This is a genomic window from Demetria terragena DSM 11295 (genome assembly GCF_000376825.1).
Lineage (GTDB): Bacteria > Actinomycetota > Actinomycetes > Actinomycetales > Dermatophilaceae > Demetria > Demetria terragena.
Map to the genome: position 1 here is coordinate 430,356 of NZ_AQXW01000003.1, position 23,142 is coordinate 453,497.

Genomic DNA, 23,142 nt, shown 5'->3' on the forward strand with positions numbered 1-23,142 from the left:
TGCCGCCGTGCTCCGTCTGACCGACTACTCACAGGTGCCCGACGACTTCGGACCCACCGTTGTCACGATGGGCAACTTCGACGGAGTCCACGGCGGGCATGCCTACGTCTTGCGGACCGTGGTCGAGGAGGCACAGCGCCGGGGAGCGCGGTCGGTGGCCGTCACGTTCGACCCGCACCCGCTTGAGGTCCTCCATCCCGATCGTGCGCCAGCCCAGATCACCGCCGTGGATGACCGGGTCGCCCTTATCGAACAGCTCGGGCTCGACGCCGTCCTGATTCTGCGATTCGACCGCGACCTCGCGGCGCAAACCCCCGAACAATTCGTGCAGGACTGCTTCGTGGACGCACTCGGCGCATGCGCGGTGATTGTCGGCCACGACACCCGCTTCGGAGTGAAGAACTCGGGGGACATCACCACGTTGCGCTCGCTCGGGGAGACCCTCGGATTCGATGTGCTGACTCTCGATGACCTCGGTTCGGGCACGGCGACGGGCGGCCGCTGGTCCTCCACGGAGGTGCGTACCCTGCTGCACGCGGGCAGCGTCGAAAGTGCCGCCGAGATCCTGGGCCGGCCACACCGAGTACGCGGCACTGTGGTCCGGGGCCTGCAACGCGGTCGTGAACTCGGCTTCCCGACAGCCAATCTCGCCCAAGACGCGCGCGGGATGATCCCTGCCGATGGTGTCTACGCAGGCTGGTTGGTCCGCCACGACATCGACCGTGGCCATGACGAGCACCGCATGCCCGCCGCGATCTCCGTGGGAACCAACCCCACCTTCGACAACCCGGTACGCACTGTCGAGGCCTATGTGCTCGATCGTGTTGACCTCGATCTTTACGACGAACAGGTCAGCGTCGAGTTCGTGCAGTGGCTACGAGGCAATGAGCGCTTCGACTCCATCGACACGCTCATCGCCCAGATGCACCGCGACGTGGCTCGGGCGCGGGAGATCCTCAGCCAGGATTCCTAGTGCGCGAGTCGTGGACACGCGCCGATTGGGGCCTGATCGTGGCCGCGCTCGGGCTCTCGTTGATCGGCGCCGCGCTCGTCTGGTCTGCGACCCACCACACGCTCGGCGGAACCTATGCCGTGCGCCACTTGGTCTTTACGGCCGTCGGGCTCGCCATGGCGTGGTGGGTCATGCGAATCGACTCCCGCACCATTCGGGCGTGGGCACCGTGGGTCTACCTCGCTTCGCTGCTCGGACTGCTCGCGGTGCTGTCACCGCTCGGGTCGACGGTCAACGGATCACGATCCTGGCTGCAGTTTCCAGGGCTGTCGCTGCAGCCTGCCGAACTCACCAAGGTCGCGCTCGCGGTCGGTTTGGCGATGATCCTGGCCGAGCGTGGCGAGCGGGATCAGCCGCCACCACATCGGGATGTGGCCCTTGCGGTGGTCGTGGCCGCGGTGCCTGTGCTCTTGGTCCTGGCCCAACCAGACCTCGGGACGGCAGTGGTGTTGTCGGCGCTCTCACTGGGTGTCATCGCGGTGGCCGGTGCCTCGCGGTGGTGGTTAGTCGGGGCGTTGGTGGGCGGTGTGGGTGCTGCGGCCGTAGCATGGCTGACGCCCCTGCTGTCGGCATACCAGCGCGACCGAATCCTGGCGTTCGCGGATCCATCGGTCGACCCTGGCGGTATCGGCTATCAGGTGCGGCAGGTACGCATCGCGATCGGGTCAGGTGGTTGGAGCGGTCAGGGCTGGGGTGCTGGCCAGCAGACCCAGGGCGGCTTTATCCCTTACCAACACACCGACTTCGTGTTCTCGGTCGCCGGGGAAGAGCTAGGCCTGCTGGGTGCCGCTGGCGTGCTGTTGATCAGCGGGTTCATCGTCGTCCGAGCCATTTTCATTGCCCGCCGAGCGCAGGACTCCTTTGGCCGATTGGTCGCGACGGGTGTGGCGTGCTGGTTGCTGTTCCAAACAGTCCAGAACGTCGGGATGAACCTCGGGTTGCTTCCGGTGACGGGCCTGCCGCTGCCGTTCGTGTCATACGGGGGGTCCAGCATGTTTGCCTGCTGGATCGCAATCGGGCTACTGGGGAACGTTCATTTCGTCAGTCTGCGCCGGGTGTACTAGACCAACTCTGCGGATCGTGTGGTCCGCTGCGCTACTGCCTGGCATGCTGTGGCTCTGGCCCGCGCAACTCAGGAGTAACACCATGGTGATGTCCCGCTCAGACGAGCGCCCGGATCTGTCGGTCATCGAGAATCGACTCCCAACCGTCGCTCATCTTTTTGTCGATCGCGTCAAGCGGAGCGGTGGGGAGAAGGCGTTCGGCCGGCCCGTTGGCGAGAGCGTCGAATGGTTGACCTGGAACCAGGCCGACGAGCGCGTACGCAACATTGGCGCTGGCCTGGTCGCGCTCGGGATCGAACCCCAAGACCGCGTCGCCATTGAGTCCAGCACCCGCCTGGAGTGGGCCCTGCTCGATCTCGGCGTCATGCTTGCGGGTGCCGCCACCACGACGATCTACCCCACGACGACCACCGAGGACGTACTGCACATCCTCGGTGACTCCGGCAGCCGGGTGCTGATTGCCGAGTCGGATGCCCACGTCGCGAACTTCAAGACGATTGCCTCGGACGCGCCAGAGGTCATCAAGGTCGTCACGATCGATGGGACCCCCGATGGTGATCAGGTCATCTCGCTCGATGACCTGGAAGCACAGGGTGCCGCCCTTCGCGCGGAGCAGCCGGATGTCCTCGAAAGCCGTATCGCCGGCTTGAAGCCCGAAGATCTCGCGACCCTGATCTATACCTCCGGAACCACGGGACGCCCGAAGGGCGTACGCCTCCCGCATTCGTCCTGGACCTACGAAGCCGCCGCGGTGGATTCCACCGGTCTGCTGGACAAAGAAGACGTGCAGTTTCTGTGGCTGCCGCTGGCGCACGTCTTCGGCAAGGTGTTGCTGACGCTGCCTCTGCAGATCGGGTTCCCCACCGCGATCGATGGCCGAGTCGACAAGATCATCGAGCACTTGCCCATCATCAAGCCGACCTGGATGGGGGCAGCGCCGCGCATCTTTGAGAAGGTTTACGGCCGCATCACCACGATGATGGCGGATGAAGGCGGCGTGAAAGCCAAACTTTTCGACTGGGCTTCCGGCGTGGGGCGGGAGGCTGCCAAGCAGCGGGCAGATGGCGGATCGGTCGGCGCGGCCACCAAGGCGCAACTGGCGCTCGCCGACAAGTTGGTGCTGCACAAGATCCGTGGTCGGTTCGGCGGCAACGTGCGATTCTTCATTTCCGGATCAGCTGCGCTCAACCCGGACGTCGCACACTGGTTCTCCGCGATGGGACTTCCTATCCTGGAGGGTTATGGATTGACCGAGACAAGTGCGGCCACCTGCGTGAACCGGCCGTACTCCAACCAGACCGGCACCGTCGGCTGGCCATTGCCGGGCACCGAGGTCAAGACGGCCGAAGACGGCGAGATCCTCGTCAAGGGCCCCGGCGTCATGCAGGGTTATCGAAATCTCGACGACGTCACGTCCGAGACGCTGAAGGACGGCTGGTTCCACACCGGTGACATCGGCGAAGTGACCGAGACCGGGCACGTCCGTATCACCGACCGCAAGAAGGACTTGTTCAAGACCTCGAACGGCAAGTACGTCGCGCCGAGCAATATCGAGTCGATGTTCAAGGGCATCTGCCCCTTCGCCTCGCAATTGGTCGTGGAAGGCGACGGACGCAAGTTTGTGTCGGCCCTGATCACCCTGGACGAAGAGGGCATCGCCGGTTGGGCCGCGTCCAACGGCATGGAGGGGGCGGACTACCAGACCATCGTCACCTCCGAGGAGTGTCGCCGGATGGTGCAGGGCTATATCGATGAGCTCAACCGCAAGCTCAACCGGTGGGAGCAGATCAAGCGGTTCATCATCCTGCCGCGGGATCTCACCGTCGAGGAAGGCGAGATCACGCCGAGCCTCAAGCTCAAGCGCAAGGTGGTCACGACCCGGTACCGCGACGAGTTGGACGCGCTGTACGTCGATTAGCCACCGATTAGCCGTCGAGTGGGGGCAAATGAGGTGTGCGTACGCGCGTACACCCTGTATTTGCCCCTAGTCGGCGCGTGGGAATGTCTCGTCTATGCGGGGTGCGCGCACGTATTCTGAGCGGTATGTCTGGTCACTCGCGCTTTGCCGATCTCGAGCCATTGCTCGAGAAGGTCAGCAAACCCATCCAGTACGTCGGTGGTGAGCTCAACTCCCAGGTCAAGGACTGGGACTGCGGCGGGCGCAGCCCCGAGGGTGAAGAACTGACGACTCGTTGGGTGCTCCTTTACCCGGACGCCTACGAGGTCGGGCTGCCCAACCAAGGCGTCATGATCCTGTACGAAGTTCTCAACGAGCACCCGCACGCGTTGGCTGAGCGGACCTACACCGTCTGGCCCGACATGGAGCAGGCCATGCGCGAGGCGGGAGTGCCGCAGCTGACGGTCGATGGTCACCGCCCGGTCGCCGACTTCGACGTTCTGGGGGTGTCGTTCTCGACTGAACTCGGCTACACCAACATGCTGACGACCTTGGACCTGGCAGGCATCCCGCTGCATGCTGCCGAGCGTGGCCTGGATGACCCGATCGTGCTGGCAGGCGGGCACGCCGCGTTCAACCCCGAGCCGGTGAGCGACTTCATCGACGCCGCGGTGGTCGGCGATGGTGAGCAGGCAGTCCTGACGATCACCAATCTCATCAAGGACTGGAAAGCACAGGGTCGGCCCGGGGGCCGAGCCGAGCTCTTGCTGCGTCTCGCGCGCACGGGTGGCGTCTATGTGCCCTCGTTGTACGACGTCTCCTACCTGCCGGATGGGCGGATTCAACGCGTAGCCCCAGCGCCGGGCGCGACCGGAGTGCCGTGGCGCGTCTCCAAGCACACGGTGATGGACCTGGACGAATGGCCCTACCCCAAGCAGCCACTCGTGCCACTCGCGGAGTCCGTTCATGAGCGCATGTCGGTCGAAATCTTCCGGGGATGCACCCGAGGGTGCCGCTTCTGCCAAGCGGGGATGATCACCCGGCCGGTGCGCGAGCGTTCGATCACCGGCATCGGCGAGATGGTCGATAAAGGTTTGGCCGCAACGGGATTCGAAGAAGTTGGCCTGCTGTCGCTGTCGTCCGCCGACCACAGCGAGATCGCGGAGGTCGCCAAGGGCCTGGCCGACCGCTACGAGGGGACGCAGACAGGTTTGTCGCTGCCGTCGACCCGCGTGGATGCCTTCAATATCGACCTCGCCAACGAGCTCACCCGCAACGGCCGTCGCTCGGGTCTGACCTTTGCTCCCGAGGGCGGTAGCGAGCGAATCCGCAAGGTCATCAACAAGATGGTGTCCGAGCAGGACCTCATCAATACGGTTGCTGCGGCCTACGGCGCCGGCTGGCGGCAGGTCAAGCTCTACTTCATGTGCGGGCTCCCGACCGAGACCGACGAGGACGTCCTGCAGATCGCGGATCTGGCCAAGCGGGTCATCGACACTGGTCGGGAGGTCAGTGGTCGCCGCGACATCCGGTGCACCGTGTCGATTGGCGGGTTTGTACCCAAACCGCACACACCCTTCCAGTGGTGTGCACAACTGGGCGCCGAAGAAACCGACGCGCGCCTGACCAAACTCAAGGAAGCGCTTCGGTCAGACAAGCGTTATGGCTCGGCCATCGGCCTGCGCTACCACGATGGTGAGCCTGGGATCGTCGAAGGACTGCTCTCTCGTGGCGACCGTCGGCTCGGTCGGGTGATCGAGTCGGTATGGCGCGATGGCGGACGATTCGATGGCTGGAGCGAGCACTTTTCTTACGAGCGGTGGATGCGCTGCGCAGGGGAGGCGCTGGCCGACCTCCCGGTCGATGTGGCGTGGTACACGACCCGGGAGCGGGACGAGGCAGAGGTGTTGCCGTGGGACCACCTCGACAGCGGCCTCGACAAGGAATGGCTCTGGGATGACTGGCAGGACGCCCTCGATGAGACCGAGGTCGAGGACTGCCGGTGGACCCCATGCTTCGACTGCGGTGTCTGCCCCCAGATGGGCACTGACATTCAAGTGGGACCGACCGGCAAGACGTTGCTGCCACTGTCGGTCGTTTGAGCACCCTCAGCCCATCGATTTCTGCCCGTCGATGGCCTCGCGAATGACGTCAGCGTGGCCGGCATGCTGGCTGATCTCGGCGAGCATGTGCAACGCGACGCGGCGGACTGACCAGCTCACACCGGCCTCGAACCAGGGCGCCTCGGGGAGGAGGTGCTCGCTGTCGAGGTCGGCCGTACGCAGCACATCCGTCGTCTTGGCACTCACTTCGCCCACTCGGGCGCGCAGGGCCTCCAGGGTCTCGTCGTCGGAGAGGACGAAGCGGGCGTCGTCCCACTCGCTGTCGGACCAGTCCCCGCCGGTCGCTTCAGCCTCCGTGTCGACGGCTTCCCAGTCGACGTCTGACTCATAGACACCTGAACCACCGAACGCTGGCGCTCCGCGCACGGCGAACTGCATCCACTGCTCTTCGGTGTCAGCGACGTGCTTCAGGAGGGAGGCAATCGTCAACTCGGAGACCGTGCTGGTGGTACGCGCCTGTTCCTCCGAGAGTCCTTCGGCGGTATGGAGCAGGAATCCGCGATGCCGGTCCAAGGTCTCGATCAGGGCGCTGCGCTCGAAATCCGTTGACATGATGTGCCTTTCGTGGGGTGGGCGCCTGCTGGCCGGTGAGCACACCGTACGAATCCAACCGGACAGTTTTGGTCCGCTGACGCTGAACGGCGCCGGATCGGACTGCCGGCAAAGTAGATTTCCTCCATGACCACCGTGAACCGTTTCGCTTGGCTCGACGTGGCGCGGTGGGTCGCGTTGATTGCCATGTTCGTCGCCCACGTCGCGCCGTCTGTCGGGCGGGCTGATGTTGTCCTGGCCATGGGTGATTTCGTCGCGCTGGCGCTGTTCGCCACCACGATGGGCGCGGGCGCCCAACTGGGTATTGAGGGATACCGGCGGGCGCGCTCCCGGTCCGATATCGGCGGCTGGCTCGTGGGCTCGCTGGTGCGCGGAATCCTGTTGGTAATGCTCGGAATGCTGACGGAGGTCTTCGACGCCCAGATCGTGGGGGTTCTCGTTCACCTGGGTGTCCTAGCGGTGGTGATTTCGTGGGTCGTCTTGCTTCCGAGGGTCGGGGTAGCGGGCGTCGCCGTGGCCTCATTCGCGGCCGCGCCGTGGATCATGGACCGACTGGGACCATCCCGGATGGAAGCGGCAGTTGAGGGCCAGGAATTTCTGGCCCGAGCACTCGACGTCCTGGGCGGGGGCGCCTACTACCGGTTGCCAGCCATGCTGGCATGGGCGTGCGTCGGCGTGTTGATCGTGCGCTGGTGGCGCCGCTCGGCTGACTCTCGGACGCAGGTCCTTTCGGTGGCCGTCGGGACCAGCGCGTTTGCGGTCTTCCTTGGGCTTCTGCAAGTGGCCAGGGTGATCGACGTGACGCCGTACGACGGGTCCTACTTTCAGATCGCGCTCAGCGGGTCTCTGTGCGCCGTGATCATGACCGCAGCGATCGCCTTGGTGGGCGAGGGTTCGCAGTGGGCGGCTCCGTTGGCCACCGCAGGCTCCATGGCGCTGACGCTTTACGTCGCGCAGCACGCCTTCCTCGGCTGGTGGGTGCGCAATGGCAGCAGCGACGACACGTGGGTGACGCTGCTCATCCTCACGGTCGGAGGCACTCTCGCTGCTGTGGGGTGGCGCATGCTGCCGTTGCCGGCAGTGCTGTCCCGGGGCCTTCTTGACGGGCCGGTGTCTTGGGCGTCAAATGCAGCGCGTGATTCGGTCTCAGCCCCGAACCGTCCGGCGGCGTGAGCGCGGTTGACAGGTTCGACACCAAAACAGGTTCCGACCCGACAAAACCTGCGTGGACACTGGACGCCCACAGACCAAGCAGGGCTGTTCAGCGCGGCGGTAGACGTACACCTGGCCGCCATGGGCATCGACGCGTGGCGCGCGACCGGTCGCCTCGGGGGAGTGCTCCGGGTAAACTGTGTCGATGCGGCCGTCGCGTACGCCGAGCGGCATGAGCTCGACGAAGTCGTCCCATAGCGCCTCAAACTCGTGGCGGCGCAGGAACTTTCCCGCCATGAACGGGTCAATCCCGTGTCGGTAGAGCGCCTCGGCACGATAGATGTTTCCTACCCCGGCAAAAATCTTCTGATCCATGCACAAGGACGCGATCGGCGATCCGGACCGATGGATGCGTTCCCAGGCACGCTCGGGATCGGCATCGGCACGTAGCGGGTCTGGTCCGAGGGCCGCCGTGATCGCTGCCACCTGCGTCGGACTCTTCAGTTCGCACACATTGGGTCCGCGCAGATCCATCGTCCACGGTGGCTGCTCCGTCGAGAGACGCCAGCGAATCGCCCCGATCTCCTCAGGTGCGTGATGGTCGGTGAAGAAGAACTTTCCCAGCAAGCCGAGGTGAATGTTGACTCGTTCTTCTAATCCGGCGAAGCCGACGAACAGGTGCTTGCCGTATGCCTCCGCGCCCGCGAACTCACGCCCGTCAACATCTTCGGCCGCTGCGAATTTGCCTTGTGGGCTTGAGGATCGGACCACTTGACCGGTCAGGTGGGCGTTCAGCGTGTGGCTGATGCGGTGTAAGACATGTCCCTCGGGCACGCTCGGACGTTATCGCGCGGCGGCCTGCGTGTCCGCACCCGCCTCGACGGGCGCATCTGGGCGTCGGGTCGCCATCGGCACGAAGAGAGCCGCGGCGCCGAGGCAGAGCCCGCCGGCGACGTACCAGGCCAGGTCATACGTTCCGAGTTGGTCGCGGACAACTCCAGCAAGAACCGCAGCTGCGGCCGCACCGAACTGGTGGGCGGCGAAAATCCAGCCGAAGACGATGGCGGCGCTGCCTCCGAAGTGCTCTCGCGCCAAGGCCATGGTCGGCGGGACGGTCGCGACCCAGTCGAGGCCGTAGAACAGGATGAAGACCAGCATGTTCGGGCCGACACTGTCACCGAACAGGCTCGGGAGGAGGAAGAGGGACAGGCCACGCCCGAGGTAGTAGATGCCCAAGAGCAGAGCGGGATTCACTCGGTCGGTGAGCCAGCCGGAGAAGATCGTCCCGACGACGTCGAAGATGCCAATGAGGGCCAGAAGTGATGCGGCGACCGGTTGTGCCATCCCATGGTCGTGCGCTGCCGGGATGAAGTGCGTGCCCACCAGGCCGTTGGTGCTGGCCCCGCAAATCGCAAAGGTCCCGGCGAGCAACCAGAAAACGGGAGACTTTGCTGCCTCGCGCAGCGCTCGAATCGCTAGCCCGGCGGCACCGCTGGCGACCGGCGGGGGAGCCACCGGCTCGGAATCCGCCGCGCCGTAAGCCGCCACGCCAATGGAACTCGGGTGGTTGTGCATCATGACCAGGACAAGAGGCACAACTGCGAGAGCGACAGCGGCAACGACTCCGGCCGACCACCGCCACCCGTAGACGTCGGCGAGCCAGGCCAGTACGGGCAGGAAGATGAGTTGCCCGGTCGCGCCCGCAGCGGTCAAAACTCCGCTCACCAGTCCACGTCGTGTGACAAACCAGCGATTGACGACGGTGGCGACCAGCGCCATCGACATCGCGCCCGTGCCCAGGCCGACCAGCACGCCCCAGAACAGGATTAGCTGCCAGGAGGTCGTCATCCAGAGGGTCAGTCCGGAGCCGAGGCTGACCAGCAAGAGCGCCGAGGCAACCACGCGGCGGATGCCGAACCGCTCCATGAGCGCGGCCGAGAAGGGCGCCGTCAGTCCGAAGAGGAGAAGGTTGATGGAGACGGCCGACCCAATCAGCCCGTGCGACCAGCCGAACTCACGGTGGAGCGGATCCATGAGAACGCCTGGGGTGGAGCGAAATCCGGCAGCACCAATGATGGTCAGACAGGTTGCGGCGGCAACCCACCACGCGGGATGGATGCGAGTGAAGGTCCGGCTGGTCACGGTATGCATCATCGGGGTCGAGGGCGACAAACGCTAGTGGCCGCACTGATCGACTGAGTTGCCGCCGCTGGCATACCGCCGCAGGTTCGCTGGTACGGATCTAGCGAGCTAACCTCCAGCCCTATGGCCAAGCGCGTTCCCGAGGGTCCGGCACCTGACCCCGCCGTTCAGAAGTTGCGCGTCCAGTACGCCAAGCGCGGACGCCTCCGCTTCACCTCGACCAGAGACTTCCAGCGCGCCCTGGAGCGGGCGTTGCGACGCGCGCAGGTACCAATGGCGTACTCCGCGGGCTTCCACCCGCACCCCAAAATCTCGTACGCGAACGCCGCCGCCACAGGTACCGCGAGTGAGGCTGAGTATTTCGAGATCCACCTGCGCGAGCAGCGTGAGCCCGCTGAGGTGAAACGACTACTGGACGAGGCACTTCCGCCCGGCCTTGACGTCGTCGCGGTGGTAGAAGCGCAGCCGGGAGCTTTGGCCGATCGGCTAGAGGCATCCCAGTGGTCGCTGCGGTTTGCGCCAGCGGATCAGCCGAAGTTGGGAGCGGCGCTCGCCGCCTTTGTCCAGGAGTCTGAGGTCGAGGTCACCCGCATGATGAAGAAGGGGCCGCGGACCTTTGACGTACGAAGCGCGGTCCTGGATTCCGAGCTCGTTGAGGCCGATGACGGCGCGCCCGAACTCCGCTTGGTGCTGCGCCACACCGTCCCGGCCGTACGCCCCGATGACCTGCTCAGCGGGCTCGCCTTGGTCGACGGTTTCGAGCCGACCCGACCGCCGCTGATCACTCGCCTCGCGCAGGGTCCGCTCGTCGAAGGCAACGTGGCCGACCCTCTCTAACGCCGGTCGAGCGCCCTGACGCCGGTCGAGCGCCCTGACGCCGGTCGAGCGTCCTGACGCCGGTCGAGCGTCCTGACGCCGGTCGAGCGTCCTGACGCCGGTCGAGCTTGTCGAGACCCGCTGACGCCGGTCGGGCTTGTCGAGACCTTCTTGCGCCGGTCGAGCTTGTCGAGACCTTCTTGCGCCGGTCGAGCTTGTCGAGACCCGCTCACGCCGGTCGGGCTTGTCGAGACCCGCTCACGCCGGTCGAGCTTGTCGAGACCTTGTGCTGTTGGGTGGTTTCGACACGGCTCGCGCTGGGGCGCTCGCCGGCTCAACCGGCGTAAGGGGGCTCGCGCTGGGGCGCTCGCCGGCTCAACCGGCGTAGGGGGCTCGCGTTGGGGCGCTCGCCGGCTCAACCGGCGTAGGGGGCTCGCGTTGGGGCGCTCGCCGGCTCAACCGGCGTAGGGGGCCGGCGTTGCCGTTGGGGCGCTCGCCGGCATACCCGTTGCGGCGCCGAAGACCGCCGAGGATGCCAGAAGGGACCCACCGATCAAGGTGCCCAGCAGGATGGCGCCGATCGCGAGAGGCAGCGAACCGGTGGCTGCGGCGATGGCTGCGCCGGTCAGAGGACCAAACAGGCTGATGCCCAGGTTGGCCCACAAGATCACTTGGTCGAAGCCGCCAAGCGGACGCGGTGGGTCCGATGTCAGCGTGAGTGGTGCCTCGGAATTCGTTGCGGTGGCGGACTTTTCGATGACAGCCGACATGACACTTCCTTTCGACGTCACGCAGCGAAGGTGACGCCATCCCTACGCCGGCATTACCCGGTCAGGTTCGGTCGGTCGGCGGACCGTGGTCTCCGCCCTCTCAGCCCGAGACATGCGTCGAGCTCCCGTAAGGACAACCCCGCCGTGGCGAGGACCCCGAAAAGGCTCGGCCAGCCTATCGGCGTGCTGCTGCACGACCCACTCGGTCGGCTGTGCCAGAATGGGTCACGGTCGTGCAGTGCACCACAGCGCCTGCGCGCCCCGACTGAGTCCCGACCGCGGGCCTGACACGACACACCTTTGTGCGATCAGGACACCTGCGCGGGTGGCCGTTCCGCATCATGCGCGAGGCCGCCAACGATGGACCGGCCGGCGCCAGGGATTGTGGCGGTGACGCGCTTAGCGCGAACTGGCCCTGACGTAGCAGCCGACTTCCGCCGGTGCCAGCGCGCACCTGCGGCTTCCCGCACCACGCGGGCGCGATGGCCAACCAGGCCCCGCTGTGGGCGCCCTCGTGTCTGAGTAGAAGGACGGGCCGAATGAGCCTCGACTTTTCCGACCAGAGTGATCCTGCCTCGGCAGGATCAGACAAGAAGACCGCTGAACCTGCCGCAGCGCCTGCCTTTGGGCTGATCTTCCAGGCACCCGACCCGCAAACCCGAGTCCCCGCTCGCGAGCCGGTCCGTGACGAGCCACTTCCTGAGCAAGAGAACCGTTCATCGGGGTCTCCCAAGGAGGACTCGTCCGATGGCCGATCGGCAGGTCGTCAGGAGGCCAAGGACACGAAGGCCGCCAAGGGCAAAAAGGGCGACAAGTCCAAGAGAGCGTCCAAGGCCAAAGACACCGATGGTGGCGGTGACGCCGCACCAGGTGCGCCGTCGGAGTCCTCCGACGAGGACGACCAGAACGCAGAAGGCGGCAACCGTCGGCGCCGGGGCGGCCGCGGCCGTACGCGCAAGGATGCTGATGCTGGGGACCACGAGGCCCAGGACAGCGCCGATGACGGGTCAGGCGACAACGACTCCAGCGAGTCAGCAGATGGGGATAGCGACGGGGAGGGCAATGGCTCGCGTCGGCGTCGTCGGCGCCGTCGCGGTGGTTCAGGCGCAGGCGAGTCTGATGACCCGCCGGGCACCGTGACCAAGGTGCGTGAAGCCCGAAAGCCGCGCGACGAAGTGACCTCGATCAAGGGGTCAACACGCTTGGAGGCCAAGCGTCAACGTCGCCGCGAAGGCCGCGAGGCTGGCCGCCGCCGTACGGTCATCACTGAAGCTGAGTTCCTGGCGCGTCGGGAGAGCGTCGAGCGCACGATGGTGGTGCGCGAGCGCGAGGGCCGCACCCAGATCGGCGTCATGGAAGACGACGTTCTCGTCGAGCACTATGTCTCTCGCGAGAGCCAGCAGGCCTCGATGGCTGGCAACGTCTACCTCGGTCGGGTCCAAAACGTGCTGCCGAGCATGGAAGCCGCCTTCGTCGACATCGGCCGTGGCCGCAACGCGGTGCTCTATGCCGGCGAAGTCAACTGGGACGCCGCGGGCATGGAAAGCAACCAGCCCAAGCGCATCGAGAACGCACTCAAGTCTGGTGAGACGGTCCTGGTGCAGGTCACCAAAGACCCCATCGGTCACAAGGGCGCACGGCTGACCTCGCAGATCTCGCTGCCGGGGCGGTACCTCGTCTATGTGCCGAACAGTTCGATGACCGGCATCTCTCGCAAGTTGCCCGACACCGAGCGCTCCCGGCTGAAAAAGATCCTCAAGGAGGTCGTTCCCGAAGACGGTGGCGTCATCGTCCGTACGGCCGCCGAGGGGGCGAGCGAGGAAGAACTGCGCGCCGACGTCGAGCGGCTGGTGAAGACCTGGGAGCAGATCCAGAAGAAGGCCGGATCCAGCAAGGCGAGCGCGCCGTCCCTCCTGCAGGGTGAGTCCGAAATGACCGTGCGGGTGATCCGCGACGTGTTCAACGAAGACTTCAGCAAGCTGATTGTGTCGGGCGATTCCGCCTGGACGCAGATCAGCGACTATGTCGACTCGGTGGCCCCCGACCTCAAAGACCGTCTGCAGAAGTGGACGGGTGAGAAAGACGTCTTTGCGGTGAACCGAGTGGACGAGCAGTTGGCCAAGGCCATGGACCGCAAGGTCTGGTTGCCCTCTGGCGGGTCGCTCATCATCGACCGCACCGAGGCCATGACTGTCGTCGACGTCAACACGGGCAAGTTTGTCGGTTCGGGTGGCAACCTCGAAGAGACAGTGACCAAAAACAACATTGAGGCTGCGGAGGAGATCGTCCGCCAGCTTCGGCTCCGCGACATCGGCGGCATCATCGTGGTCGACTTCATCGACATGGTGCTGGAGGCCAACCGCGACTTGGTGGTCCGTCGACTCCTGGAATGCCTCGGTCGCGACCGCACCAAGCACCAGGTGGCGGAAGTCACCTCGCTTGGTCTGGTCCAGATGACCCGCAAGCGCGTGGGCAGCGGGCTGATCGAGATCTTCTCTGAGCCGTGCGAGCACTGCGCTGGTCGCGGTCTCGTCATCCACGACAAGCCGGTGGAGAAGTCTGGCGGACAGAGTGGTGGCAGCAACGGCGGAAGTTCCACCGGTCGGCGCAAGGGCCGAAAGGGCGCCAAGCAGAACGATTCGGGAACCCCGGCGAATGAGCCGCCGGCTCAGGACAAGACCGACTCCAACGGTCGTACGCCCGCACAGATCGCCGCAGCCGCGCACGCCGCCGCGGTGTCCGCAGAGGACAAGAACCACACCGCCAAGGAACCGGGTCGTCAGGACGTCGAGGCGCCAGAGCCGCAGGCGGTAGCGCCCGAGGCGAAGACGCCAGAGCAGACCATGGTTGATGTCGAGCCTGCGCCAACCCCTGCAGCGGAAGCTCCGGTCGATGACCCTGCTCCGGCCCGTCGCGCTCGACGTCGACGCGGTCGAGTCGTCGCTCCAGCCGGCCCGCCGCCCGCGAGTTTGGAGAAGGCGGACGATGGCGGGTAATGTTGAACCTCGGTGCGCTGATTCTCGGAGGCTTCGATCACGTCGGAGCCAGGCCGCAGAAAGTTGGCGTCACCCCCACACTTTCGATCAGTGGCGGACGAGCGCGCTGAACGATGATCCGGAACGACGAGAGAAGTGAGACGCAACGTGTACGCGATCGTTCGCGCAGGCGGCCGCCAGGAGAAGGTTTCCGTTGGTGACGTACTGGTAATCGACAAGGTCAAGACTGCTGCCGCTGGCGACAGCATCGACCTCACGCCCCTGCTTCTCGTGGACGGCGAGACGGTGACTAGCGACGCTGACAAGCTCGCCAAGGTCACGGTCAAGGCCGAGATCGTCGAGGCCACCAAGGGTCCCAAGATCACGATTATCAAATACAAGAACAAGACCGGCTACCGCAAGCGCCAGGGGCACCGCCAGCCCCTGACCCGCGTCAAGGTCACGTCGATCGACGGCATCTGAGGAGTAAAAGATGGCACATAAGAAGGGTGCGTCCTCGACCCGTAACGGTCGCGACTCAAACGCACAGCGACTCGGAGTGAAGCGCTTCGGCGGCCAGCGGGTCGGCGAAGGCGAGATCATCGTCCGTCAGCGCGGAACCCACTTCCACGCCGGAAACAACGTCGGCCGTGGTGGAGACGACACGCTGTTCGCCCTGACCGCTGGTCAGGTGCAGTTCGGGCAGCGCAAGGGCCGCAAGGTGGTTGACATCGTCGTCGCCGAGACGGCCGACGCGTCAGCCTGACCGAGGCAGACTGAACATTCCCTCGAGGGGGCGGGCCGCTCGGCCCGCCCCCTCGAGGCATCCCAGAACCAACACACCCAAGGAAGTCTGATGGCCAGCCAGTTCGTCGACCGGGTCGTACTCCAGGTCGCAGCCGGTAACGGCGGCCACGGGGTGGCGTCGGTGCATCGTGAGAAGTTCAAGCCGCTGGGTGGACCGGACGGCGGCAATGGCGGCCGAGGCGGCGACGTCGTGCTCGAAGTCAGCCCTCAGTCCACCACCCTGCTCGACTACCACCACCGGCCGTTCCGCAAGGCAACCAACGGCGCGCCCGGCGGTGGCGACGAACGCAACGGTGCCGACGGCACTGATCTGGTACTGGCCGTGCCGGAAGGCACCGTCGTCAAGACTCGTGATGGTGAAGTGCTGGCCGACCTGGTGGGCGCCGGGACTCGGTTTATCCCGGCTCGCGGGGGCCGTGGCGGGCTAGGCAATAAGGCGCTGGCCTCACCTCGTCGGAAGGCGCCCGGCTTCGCACTCCTGGGTGAACCCGGCGAGACCGCCGACATCATCCTGGAATTGAAGACCCTGGCCGATGTGGCCCTCATCGGGTTTCCCTCAGCAGGCAAATCCAGCCTCGTGTCGGTCGTGTCGGCAGCCCGTCCCAAGATCGCCGACTACCCGTTCACCACGCTGGTTCCTAACCTCGGCGTCGTGACCGCCGGCGAAGAGCGCTACACCATCGCCGATGTGCCGGGGCTGATCCCCGGAGCCAGTGAAGGCAAAGGGCTCGGCCTGGAGTTCCTGCGCCACGTGGAGCGCTGCTCGGTGCTCGTCCACGTGGTCGACTGCGCCACGCTCGAGCCTGGCCGCGACCCGATGACCGACCTTGAGGTTATCGAGCAGGAGCTGGCCGCGTACGTCCCGGACGCCTCACTCGGCGGCCGACCTCTCGCCGAGCGCACCCGCATCGTGGTGCTCAATAAGGCCGATGTTCCTGACGCCCAGGAACTTGCCGAGATGGTTCGCCCAGATCTGGAAGAGCGCGGCCTCGAAGTACACATCATCTCGGCGGTCGCCCACATGGGCCTGCGCGAGCTGACGTTCGCGCTCGCCAAGCATGTGGCGGCCGCCCGAGCAGAACGAGAGTCGGACATCGTTCCGCAGCGGACCGTCCTGCGCCCACGCGCTGTCGACGACCGTGGATTTGAGGTCAAGCGGGAGAACACCTCCGATGGGGAGCTGTACCGGGTGATTGGCGATCGCCCCACTCGATGGGTCCGCCAAACCGACTTCGGCAATGACGAAGCCGTGGGCTATCTCGCCGATCGCCTTGGGCGACTCGGCGTTGAGGACGCCTTGTTCAAGGCGGGAGCGGTCGCCGGTTCGACAGTGTTGATCGGACCTGCCGACAACGCAGTGGTGTTCGACTGGGAGCCGACCTTGCAGACCGGCTCGGAACTCCTCGGTGCCCGCGGTACCGATTTGCGCCTGGACGAAGACCATCGACCCACGCGGGCCGAGCGGCGCGAAGAATTCCACCATCGCAAGGACGCGCAACGAGAAGCTCGCGAGGACCTTGCCGCTGAGCGACGCGCGGGCATCTGGACAGAGCACGATTCAGGCGATGACGTCGAGTGATTCAGCGGGGGCCTACCCTGCTGATGTGAGCTCTCTGGCCATGGACCGCAGCGCGATTCGCCAGGCTCACCGCGTCGTCGTCAAGGTGGGCTCGAGTTCGCTGACAGCCGCCACGGGTGGTCTTGACGCCGAACGCGTCGGCGCTCTCGTCGATGTGCTCGCGCGACGCCGTTTGGCAGGCGCCGAGGTCATTCTGGTCTCCAGTGGCGCGATCGCCGCGGGTATGAGACCGCTCGGCCTCACCGTCCGTCCAGGCGACCTGGCTACCCAACAGGCGGCAGCCAGCGTCGGTCAGGGCGCGCTCATGTCGGCCTACTCAGATGCATTCGCCCGGCACGAGTTGCCAGTCGGTCAGGTGTTGCTGACCGCAGATGATGTTGCACGACGCCGGCAATACACCAACGCCCGTCGCACCCTCGAACGCCTCCTTGAGCTGGGGATGGTGCCGGTCGTCAATGAAAACGACACGGTCGCCACCCATGAAATTCGGTTCGGCGACAACGACCGTCTCGCAGCCCTGGTCGCGCACCTTCTGGACGCTGACGCGCTCGTTCTTCTCTCAGATGTTGATGCCCTCTATGACGGGCCGCCGGGTCAAGCAGGCTCGCACCGCATCGAATTGGTCACCGGCAGTGCAGATTTGGACGGGATCGAGATCGGGACGTCCGGGAGCCAAGTTGGTACCGGCGGAATGCAGACCAAGGTGGAGGCGGCCGCTATCGCTACCTCTGCCGGCGTACCGACGGTGCTCGCGGCCGCGCCCGCTGCTGGAGCCGCGCTGGCGGGTGAGGATGTCGGCACGTTGTTCTTGCCCACCGGCCGTCGTGGGCGCGCTCGACGTCTGTGGTTGGCCCATGCCACGACGGCTAGCGGGCGGCTTGTCCTTGATGACGGGGCGGTCGAGGCGATCACCCAGCGCGGTAGGTCGCTTCTGCCCGCGGGAGTCGTGGCCGTCCACGGGCGTTTCCACCCCGGCGACACGGTCGACTTGGTGGACAGCGCTGACCAGACCATCGCGCGCGGTTTGGTGAACTACCCGAGCGTGGAGATCCCCGCCATGCTGGGCCGCAGTACCCGGGACTTGGCGGCCGAACTCGGACCCGAGTACGAGCGCGAGCTCGTCCACAGGGATGATCTGGTCGTGCTGCAGACGAGGAAACGCTGATGACTCCACGCGACGATCCGACGCAGCCAGATCCACCTGAGGATTCTCCTGGGGACCCCGATCCAGAGCAGCCAATGGCCGATGCCGCACCAGAGGACCTGAAGGACGACAGCCCACCGGAGTGGTGGGAAGACCCTCGGATGCCGTGGCAGGGCAAGCCGACTACCGCAGACAAGAGATGCTGGGCGGCTTTCATGCTGCTGGGTGTCTATGGCCTGGTGATGGTTCCGCTGCGACCACTCATCCTGGGCATGAGCACCTACGCGTTAGCGGCGATCAGCGGCTCGACCGTCGCGATGGTCGATATCGGTGCCGGCCTCAAACTGGGTGGTGAACCGCACTGGTGGTTCTGGCTGGTGGTGGCCAGTTTGTCGGTGATGAAGTTCGACTGGATCTTTTGGTGGGCGGGTCGCCTGTGGGGTCACGGCATGATCGAAGTCATTGGCGGACGCTCCCGATGGGCGGCCAAGATGGGCCGGCATGCGGAGCGTCTTGCCGAGCGCTTTGGAGGGCTCGCGACGTTCCTGGTGTGGGTCGTCCCCTTGCTGCCAAGCGCGGTGGTCTTCGTCTTTGTCGGAATGTCGAAGATGAAGTTGCGCACGTTCTTGATCATCAACTTCATCGGTGCGTTCACGAATCGCGCCATTTACATGTATCTCGGATACCGGATCGGTGAGCCGGCCAAGGACGTAGTGGACGTCATTCAGAAGTACAGCCTCTATATCTCGATCGTCTTGATCGTCGTCATCGTCTTCAAGAGCGTGCGCAGCAGTCGGCGACCGCAGACCACTGAAACGGCACCGCCAGAGACGTCATGACGAGCAGAGTCCTGGTGACCGGCGCGGCCGGATTCTTGGGCGCTGAGATGATCCGGCAGTTCGTGTCAGCAGGAACGGACGCGGTGGGAACAACCTTTCGACGCCCGGCGCAGGTTCCGATACCCACGGTGAAGATCGACCTCCGAAACGCCGTGGCGAGCCAGGAACTGGTCGCAGAAGTTCGCCCGACGTTGGTGATCAACGCCGCCTACTCCAGCGCGGACTGGGAGATTACCGCGGTCGCGCCGGCCCACCTGGCCACGGCCGCACATGCGGTCGGTGCCGACTTTGTGCAGGTCTCCAGCGACGTGGTCTTCGCCGGGGGACCGGAGCGCTACACCGAGGACTCAGCCCCGTGCCCGGTCAATGCGTACGGCGCGGCCAAGGCGGCCGCGGAGGTTGCCGTACGTGCGTGTCACCCGGGGGCCACCATCGCCCGAATCTCGCTTCAGATGGGCACCCTTGAAGGGCACATCGAACGGTTCGTGCATGAGGTTGTCACCCACAAGCGAGACGGGGTGTTCTTCACCGATGACGTGAAGTACCCCGCTCATGTGGCCGATACCGCGCGGTGTCTGAGAGAACTTGCGGGCCGCCCTGGCATGTTTCATCTGCCGGGAGCCGATGCCTGCAACCGATTCGAACTCGCTGAGTTGGTGTGTGCGCAGTACGGCTGGCCCACGGACCGACTCCGCCCGGGATCGAGGCTGGAGGCAGGCATCCCCGGACCCGCACAGGTCCACCTCGACGGAACGCGGACGCTGGCCGCCCTGCAATCGCCCATGCGTGGCGCACGGGAGTTCCTGAGTCCGGACACCTAGGAAGTCTGTACGTTCACCGTCGTAGTCTGCGAGGCATGAACGCTGAGGCCGCCGACCGCGTCCGTACTGCCGCTCTCGCTGCGCGCACTGCCAGCCGTGAGCTCGCACTCCTGCCGCGTGCCGACAAGGACCGAGCGCTTGAGGTACTCGCCAATGCGGTGAAGAGCGCATCAGAGCGCATCCTGGCCGCAAACTCAGAAGACATCACACGCGGTGAGGCCGGCGGGTTGCGTGCCAATCTGGTGGATCGGCTTCGGCTGACCCCCGACCGCGTCGATGCCGTGGCTGAGGCATTGCGGTCGCTGGCCGCACTCCCGGATCCGGTGGGGGAGATCGTGCGTGGCAGCACTCTGGCCAACGGCCTGGAAATTACCCAGGTTCAGGTCCCCATGGGCGTCGTGGGCATGATCTATGAAGCCCGACCCAATGTGACTGTTGACGCGGCCGGGTTGGGTTTGAAGTCCGGCAACGCGATGATCTTGCGCGGGGGGAGCGCGGCCGCGAGTACCAACGCCGCGCTGGTCGGCATCTTGCGGGAAGCACTGGCTCAGTGCGAACTCCCCACTGACACCGTGCAATTGCTGGAAGGTGGCCGTGATGACGTCACCGCATTGTTGTCCGCTCGCGGCCTGGTCGACCTCGTGATCCCCAGGGGTGGAGCCGACCTCATCAAGACGGTGGTCAGCCAGGCAACGGTGCCGGTGATCGAAACCGGTGTCGGTAACTGCCATGTGTACGTCGACCGCGCCGCAGACCTCGACATGGCGCTGGCCATCACCCTCAACTCCAAGACTCACCGGCCGAGTGTGTGCAACGCCGCGGAGTCGCTTCTGGTCCACGAGGCGGTCGCCGATGAGTACTTGCCAAGGGTGCTTGGTGCGTTGGGCGAGGCTGGCGTACTCGTCCACGCGGATCCGAAGGTGGAAGCAGTCGCGCGGCAGGCGGGCGTGGCACACGATGCAGTCACCGACGAGGACTGGGGGAGTGAGCATTTGGCCCTGGAGATGAGTGTCGGCGTCGTGGGTTCGCTCGATGATGCGCTCACGCACATTGGCCGCTACGGAACGCAGCACACCGAGGCCATCGTGACGCAGGATCGCGCAGCGGCACGACGGTTCGTGGCAGAGATCGACGCCGCGGCAGTTCTCGTGAATGCTTCGACGCGATTTACGGATGGGGGCGAGTTCGGCTTCGGTGCCGAGATCGGGATCTCCACCCAGAAGTTGCACGCCCGAGGTCCCATGGCACTCAAAGAACTGACCACAACGAAGTGGGTCGTTCAGGGCGACGGTCAGGTCCGCGCCTAGGAGCGCTATCACGGGCGACTTGAGTTCGCTGGCGCCTCAAGGTCACAGTTCGGTTGAGATCGACTGGTAGTTTGCTGGGCTGTCCAAATCCTGGACTAACTTCGTGTTCTGGGAGCGCGAACCGTGGGCAACCTGGAGTTCGGTTCCCTTGATTGGGCAGATCAAAACTGAAGAACTGAGGCATTGGCATGGGCCGAACACATCCCAGCAGGGATCCGTCAGTCGACAGCGGCAGGAATGCTGTTGAGGAGAATCAGCGAAGTTTCGCCAGGCGAACTGTGGCGTGGGCAACCAAAGTGGTCGCCGTCGTGGCGCTCTCGGCGACTGGCGCCATCGCAGTACCAGGTACAGCCGCCGCAGCGGAAACTGATGAGTTAATCCAGAACAACGGAGCCGCTGGCCAGACTGGCGGCGGTCAGTATCAACCGCTGCAGTTCCCCTCAAGTCCTGAGGGTGGGTTGGTCGGCGTGCAGGCACCGTTCTTTGCTGCACACCGGGCCGATGGCGTCGAATTCCGCGCCGGTGACGACGCGCGCGCTCGGGTCAACTACAACGCAGCGGGAATCGTCGGCGTCACGGACCTCCCCGACTCCACGGTGACAGCGTCGAACTTCTCGATCATCGATATCGACTCCAAGACCTACGAGTTCGATATCGAGGTTTTCGACTCAACTAACGCTCCGGTTGCTCCCGCCAATGTGCAGGTGGACTTCATCCCGAGGTCCGCGCCCGAGAGTCGAATGACATATGCCGCGACAGACAACGGCGATGGCACTATGCACATCTCGATGGTCGACAGTGCGCCGCCAACGGCTGGCGCGACCGATCACTCCACCACCGTGACGATTAGTTCGACGGCGGGGCTTGCGGGACGAGTTGCGTACAGCAACTTCAGCAACATGACCTGGTCGAACGACTTGGTGCGGTTCTCGGCTTCGCGAGTCGTGACCACCCCCGATGCGGCGACTCCGCCGACGGCGAATCCAGACACGGGCACGACCCCCCAGAACACTCCCGTGACCGTCCCGCTGACGGAGAACGACACACCGGGCGACGCCCCGATCGATCCTGCGCTGACGACCTTGCTGGACGACGCGGGCAATCCGGTTGACACCCGGACGATTCCAGACGTCGGGACGTTCACGGTCGACGATTCGGGCAACGTGGTGTTCACCCCATTGCCGGAGTTCACGGGCACCACCCCGGCAGTGCCGTACCGGATCACAGACGAGAATGGTGAGACGGCTGATTCGACGGTGACGGTGACAGTGACTCCGACGGCAGCTGACCCGCCAGTCGCGAGCCCGGATTCGGATACCACTCCGCAGGGCACTCCGGTGGATGTGCCGTTGTTGGACAACGACACCGCGGGCTCTGCTCCGATCGACCCTGCGCTGACGACGTTGCTCGACCCGGCTGGTAACCCCGTTGATGAGTTGACGGTGCCGGGTGAGGGCACGTACACGGTGAATGATCAGGGTGTTGTGACGTTTACTCCGCTTCCTGATTTCACGGGTGAGGCGACTCCGGTTCCGTATCGGATCACGGATGAGAATGGTGAGACGGCTGATTCGACGGTCGCTATCACGGTGACGCCGCAGGATGCTGTCCCGCCGGTGGCGAACCCGGATGAGGGTACGACGCCGTTGAATACGCCGGTGGATGTGCCGTTGTTGGATAACGACACTGCTGGTGATACTCCGATTGTTCCTGGTGAGACCACGTTGTTGGATGGCGCTGGTGAGCCGGTGGATGAGGTGACGGTCCAGGATGTGGGGACGTTCACGGTCAACGATGAGGGTGTGGTGACGTTCACTCCGGTGGATGGGTTCACGGGTACGACTCCTGCTGTTCCTTATCGGATTTTTGATGAGGATGGGGATTCGGCTGATTCGACGGTGACGGTGACGGTGGAGCCTGGTGCTGAGCCGGTGCCGCCGGTGGCGAACCCGGATTCGGAGACAACGCCGCAGAACACTCCGGTGACGTATGACCCGAATGCCAATGATGATGGTGTGGATTCGGATATTGATCCGTCGCAGAACACGTACCTGGATGAGAATGGTGACCCGACGGATACGGTCACTGTGCCTGGTGAGGGTGTGTGGACGATCGAGTCTGATGGTCAGTTCACGTTTACTC

The 23,142-nt window shown here is 65.0% G+C and carries 19 protein-coding genes and 1 riboswitch; of the genes, 15 read left to right on the forward strand and 4 right to left on the reverse strand.

What is annotated here, in order from left to right; all coding sequences use genetic code 11:
• Positions 1-7: 7 nt before the first annotated feature.
• The 4 genes from F562_RS0103955 to F562_RS0103970 all read left to right on the forward strand — a co-directional run bounded on the left by F562_RS0103955 (position 8) and on the right by F562_RS0103970 (position 6,075).
• Positions 8-973: a bifunctional riboflavin kinase/FAD synthetase gene (locus F562_RS0103955; RefSeq protein WP_018155634.1), complete on the forward strand. Its 966-nt coding sequence runs from the start codon at positions 8-10 to the stop codon at positions 971-973.
• Positions 973-2,076, forward strand: a complete 1,104-nt coding sequence (rodA, locus tag F562_RS0103960; protein ID WP_018155635.1) for a rod shape-determining protein RodA — start codon at positions 973-975, stop codon at positions 2,074-2,076. The genes F562_RS0103955 and rodA overlap by 1 nt, the downstream gene beginning before the upstream one ends.
• An 82-nt stretch (positions 2,077-2,158) precedes the next feature.
• Entirely contained in the window at positions 2,159-3,994 is a 1,836-nt protein-coding gene (locus tag F562_RS0103965) for an AMP-dependent synthetase/ligase (RefSeq protein WP_018155636.1), read from the forward strand.
• Between the two features lie 125 nt (positions 3,995-4,119).
• Positions 4,120-6,075 (forward strand): TIGR03960 family B12-binding radical SAM protein, encoded by a 1,956-nt coding sequence (locus tag F562_RS0103970; RefSeq protein ID WP_018155637.1) that lies wholly within the window; start codon positions 4,120-4,122, stop codon positions 6,073-6,075.
• A gap of 6 nt (positions 6,076-6,081) precedes the next feature.
• Here F562_RS0103970 and F562_RS0103975 read toward each other — a convergent pair whose 3' ends face one another.
• Positions 6,082-6,648 (reverse strand): DinB family protein, encoded by a 567-nt coding sequence (locus F562_RS0103975; RefSeq protein WP_018155638.1) that lies wholly within the window; start codon positions 6,646-6,648, stop codon positions 6,082-6,084.
• A 126-nt stretch (positions 6,649-6,774) separates the two neighbouring features.
• Here F562_RS0103975 and F562_RS0103980 point away from each other — a divergent pair, with 126 nt between their 5' ends.
• Entirely contained in the window at positions 6,775-7,821 is a 1,047-nt protein-coding gene (locus F562_RS0103980) for a hypothetical protein (RefSeq protein ID WP_018155639.1), read from the forward strand.
• On the opposite strand, the gene F562_RS0103985 is transcribed toward F562_RS0103980, so the two are convergent.
• Positions 7,795-8,634 (reverse strand): Fpg/Nei family DNA glycosylase, encoded by an 840-nt coding sequence (locus F562_RS0103985; RefSeq protein WP_018155640.1) that lies wholly within the window; start codon positions 8,632-8,634, stop codon positions 7,795-7,797. The genes F562_RS0103980 and F562_RS0103985 overlap by 27 nt on opposite strands.
• 9 nt (positions 8,635-8,643) lie before the next feature.
• Positions 8,644-9,951 carry an MFS transporter gene (locus F562_RS0103990; RefSeq protein ID WP_425386847.1) on the reverse strand — a complete coding sequence of 436 codons (1,308 nt, stop codon included), beginning with the start codon at positions 9,949-9,951 and terminating at the stop codon, positions 8,644-8,646.
• A gap of 114 nt (positions 9,952-10,065) precedes the next feature.
• On the opposite strand from F562_RS0103990, the gene F562_RS0103995 reads away from it, so the two are divergent.
• Entirely contained in the window at positions 10,066-10,779 is a 714-nt protein-coding gene (locus tag F562_RS0103995; protein WP_018155642.1) for a TIGR03936 family radical SAM-associated protein, read from the forward strand.
• A gap of 434 nt (positions 10,780-11,213) precedes the next feature.
• On the opposite strand, the gene F562_RS0104000 is transcribed toward F562_RS0103995, so the two are convergent.
• Positions 11,214-11,528, reverse strand: a complete 315-nt coding sequence (locus F562_RS0104000; protein ID WP_018155643.1) for a hypothetical protein — start codon at positions 11,526-11,528, stop codon at positions 11,214-11,216.
• A 22-nt stretch (positions 11,529-11,550) separates the two neighbouring features.
• Positions 11,551-11,667: riboswitch (TPP riboswitch) on the reverse strand.
• A gap of 400 nt (positions 11,668-12,067) precedes the next feature.
• Between F562_RS0104000 and F562_RS0104005 the strand changes: the two genes are divergently transcribed.
• From F562_RS0104005 to F562_RS0104050, 9 genes are all read left to right on the forward strand, one after another.
• Positions 12,068-14,524, forward strand: a complete 2,457-nt coding sequence (locus F562_RS0104005; RefSeq protein ID WP_018155644.1) for an Rne/Rng family ribonuclease — start codon at positions 12,068-12,070, stop codon at positions 14,522-14,524.
• 147 nt (positions 14,525-14,671) lie between these two features.
• A complete protein-coding gene (rplU, locus tag F562_RS0104015) occupies positions 14,672-14,986 on the forward strand; it encodes a 50S ribosomal protein L21 (RefSeq protein ID WP_026180981.1) in 315 nt (104 codons plus the stop codon).
• Between the two features lie 10 nt (positions 14,987-14,996).
• Complete coding sequence (gene rpmA / locus F562_RS0104020) at positions 14,997-15,269, forward strand: 50S ribosomal protein L27 (RefSeq protein WP_018155647.1); 273 nt, start codon at positions 14,997-14,999, stop codon at positions 15,267-15,269.
• 90 nt (positions 15,270-15,359) lie between these two features.
• Positions 15,360-16,889 (forward strand): GTPase ObgE, encoded by a 1,530-nt coding sequence (gene obgE, locus F562_RS0104025; protein WP_018155648.1) that lies wholly within the window; start codon positions 15,360-15,362, stop codon positions 16,887-16,889.
• 40 nt (positions 16,890-16,929) lie between these two features.
• Positions 16,930-18,054 (forward strand): glutamate 5-kinase, encoded by a 1,125-nt coding sequence (gene proB / locus F562_RS0104030; RefSeq protein ID WP_018155649.1) that lies wholly within the window; start codon positions 16,930-16,932, stop codon positions 18,052-18,054.
• Positions 18,054-18,872 (forward strand): DedA family protein, encoded by an 819-nt coding sequence (locus F562_RS0104035; RefSeq protein WP_018155650.1) that lies wholly within the window; start codon positions 18,054-18,056, stop codon positions 18,870-18,872. Before proB ends, F562_RS0104035 begins: the two co-directional genes overlap by 1 nt.
• A complete protein-coding gene (locus F562_RS0104040; protein ID WP_026180984.1) occupies positions 18,869-19,693 on the forward strand; it encodes a sugar nucleotide-binding protein in 825 nt (274 codons plus the stop codon). Before F562_RS0104035 ends, F562_RS0104040 begins: the two co-directional genes overlap by 4 nt.
• Positions 19,694-19,728: 35 nt before the next feature.
• Entirely contained in the window at positions 19,729-21,000 is a 1,272-nt protein-coding gene (locus F562_RS0104045; RefSeq protein WP_018155652.1) for a glutamate-5-semialdehyde dehydrogenase, read from the forward strand.
• 278 nt (positions 21,001-21,278) lie between these two features.
• On the forward strand, positions 21,279-23,142 hold a 1,864-nt coding region (locus F562_RS0104050), incomplete at its 3' end, for an Ig-like domain-containing protein (protein WP_018155653.1).